This window comes from Pseudomonas sp. 2VD (assembly GCF_005503585.1).
GTDB lineage: Bacteria > Pseudomonadota > Gammaproteobacteria > Pseudomonadales > Pseudomonadaceae > Pseudomonas > Pseudomonas aeruginosa.
Genome location: NZ_SCND01000554.1, coordinates 1 through 2527, shown reverse-complemented (window position 1 = coordinate 2527; position 2527 = coordinate 1). Strand labels below are relative to the sequence as shown.

The following is a 2527-nucleotide window of genomic DNA, read 5'->3' as shown; positions in this document are numbered from 1 at the left end:
CGTTGTAGTCGACCACTCGTTTGACTGCTACAAGAACCTTCATGGATTCCTCGTTATTCTCCGGTGAATAAGGATGTCGCCAGACAGGCCTGGCCGGTGATGCTCGCCGGCCGGAAACCGACACTCTGCTAGACAGCGACCGCAAAACCGCCCGTATCTTGACCGGATCACCCTTTTCGGTCAATACGGCAAAAGGGTGGTTTCCCCCCCTCGAATGCCGATTCTATCAGGCTTCCAAAGAATTCAAACAAACGTTTGTATTGGACCTGCCCATGCAGCTATATATAATGCGCCCGCTCTGATCAGGGAAAGATCTCAGCCACCAATAAACAGATACCGTGAGCCTTGAGTAGGAGATCGATAGTGGAACGCGAATACATGGAATTCGACGTCGTCATCGTCGGCGCCGGCCCCGCCGGTCTGTCCGCCGCATGCCGACTGAAGCAGAAGGCCGCCGAAGCCGGTCAAGAGATCAGCGTCTGCGTGGTCGAGAAGGGTTCCGAAGTGGGCGCCCACATCCTCTCCGGCGCGGTGTTCGAGCCGCGCGCGCTGAACGAGCTGTTCCCCGACTGGAAGGAACTCGGCGCGCCGCTCAATACTCCGGTGACCGGCGACGACATCTACGTATTGAAGAGCGCCGAGAGCGCTACCAAGGTGCCCAACTTCTTCGTGCCCAAGACCATGCACAACGAGGGCAACTATATCATCTCCCTGGGCAACCTCTGCCGCTGGCTGGCCCAGCAGGCCGAAGGACTGGGCGTGGAGATCTACCCGGGCTTCGCCGCCCAGGAAGCGCTGATCGACGAGAACGGCGTGGTCCGCGGCATCGTCACCGGCGACCTCGGCGTCGACCGCGAAGGCAACCCGAAAGAAGGCTACTACACCCCCGGCATGGAGCTGCGGGCCAAGTACACCCTGTTCGCCGAAGGCTGCCGCGGGCACATCGGCAAGCAACTGATCAAGAAATACAACCTGGACAGCAAGGCCGATGCCCAGCACTACGGTATCGGCATCAAGGAAATCTGGGACATCGACCCGTCCAAGCACAAGCCCGGCCTGGTGGTCCATACCGCCGGCTGGCCGCTGAACGACGAAAATACCGGCGGCTCGTTCCTCTACCACCTGGAGAACAACCAGGTGTTCGTCGGCCTGATCATCGACCTGTCCTACAGCAACCCGCACCTGTCGCCGTTCGACGAGTTCCAGCGCTACAAGCACCACCCGGTGGTCAAGCAGTACCTGGAAGGCGGCAAGCGCGTGGCCTACGGCGCCCGGGCCATCTGCAAGGGCGGCCTGAATTCGCTGCCGAAGATGGTCTTCCCCGGCGGCGCGCTGATCGGTTGCGACCTCGGCACCCTGAACTTCGCCAAGATCAAGGGCAGCCACACCGCGATGAAGTCCGGCATGCTCGCCGCCGACGCGATCGCCGAGGCCCTGGCCGCCGGCCGCGAAGGCGGCGACGAGCTGTCCAACTACGTCGATGCGTTCAAGGCCAGCTGGTTGTACGACGAACTGTTCCGCAGCCGCAACTTCGGCGCGGCCATCCACAAGTTCGGCGCTATCGGCGGCGGCGCGTTCAACTTCATCGACCAGAACATCTTCGGCGGCAAGATCCCCGTCACCCTGCATGACGACAAGCCGGACTACGCCTGCCTGAAAAAGGCCAGCGAAGCGCCGAAGATCGACTACCCGAAGCCGGACGGCAAGCTCAGCTTCGACAAGCTGTCCTCGGTGTTCCTCTCCAATACCAACCACGAGGAAGACCAGCCGATCCACCTCAAGCTGGCCGATGCGAGCATTCCGATCGAGAAGAACCTGCCGCTCTACGACGAGCCGGCCCAGCGCTACTGCCCGGCAGGCGTGTACGAAGTGGTGGCCAACGACGACGGCAGCAAGCGCTTCCAGATCAACGCGCAGAACTGCGTGCACTGCAAGACCTGCGACATCAAGGACCCGGCGCAGAACATCACCTGGGTGGCGCCGGAAGGTACCGGCGGGCCGAACTACCCCAACATGTAAGGCAAACGAAAAAGGCTCCCTCGGGAGCCTTTTTTCATGCTGCGCCTGTCAGTCCGGCTGCGGGCCGATGGGAAAGAACTCGCCGTGGCTCCAGACGCCGAGCCATTCGATGCCGTCGATCCGGCGCGGCACCGCCAGCTCGACCAGTTGGTAGAACACGTTGCGATGCACCAGCGCCTCGAGGTTGTCGCGCACCCGCAGGTAGGGCGTGGGTTCCTGGGTGCGGGGGTCGATCTCGACGCGCAGCGGATGCCCGGCGTCCGCCTCGACCTCGTCCTCGACGTTGGTGGCGAAGCGCAGTACCTGCGCCCCGCCCTCGCCCTGCACCTGCAGGGTCACCGCGACGAAGGGCGCATCGTCGACGCGGATACCGACATCATTCGCCGCGACGACGAAGTGCTGGCACGGGTCAACAAGGGCGAGACCTATTCCTCTACCCTGGATGCGCTGGAAAAGCTTGGCGAGGCGGGGATCAGTCGTTCGGTGATGATCCTACACGGTCTGGGCG

1 protein-coding gene and 2 pseudogenes are annotated in these 2527 nt (G+C 62.4%); 2 read left to right on the top strand and 1 reads right to left on the bottom strand.

Features of this window, described 5'->3' with window-relative positions:
* The first annotated feature begins 363 nt into the window (after positions 1-363).
* Positions 364-2019, top strand: coding sequence for an electron transfer flavoprotein-ubiquinone oxidoreductase (locus FFS27_RS31570; RefSeq protein ID WP_003138616.1), 1656 nt, complete (start codon positions 364-366; stop codon positions 2017-2019).
* 48 nt (positions 2020-2067) lie between these two features.
* On the opposite strand, the pseudogene FFS27_RS31565 reads toward FFS27_RS31570, so the two are convergent.
* Positions 2068-2397 (bottom strand): annotated as a pseudogene (locus FFS27_RS31565) (DUF1285 family C-terminal domain-containing protein); the annotation flags it as partial.
* Positions 2398-2406: 9 nt separating this feature from the next.
* Between FFS27_RS31565 and FFS27_RS31560 the strand changes: the two are divergent.
* A pseudogene (locus tag FFS27_RS31560) lies at positions 2407-2527 on the top strand (radical SAM protein); the annotation flags it as partial.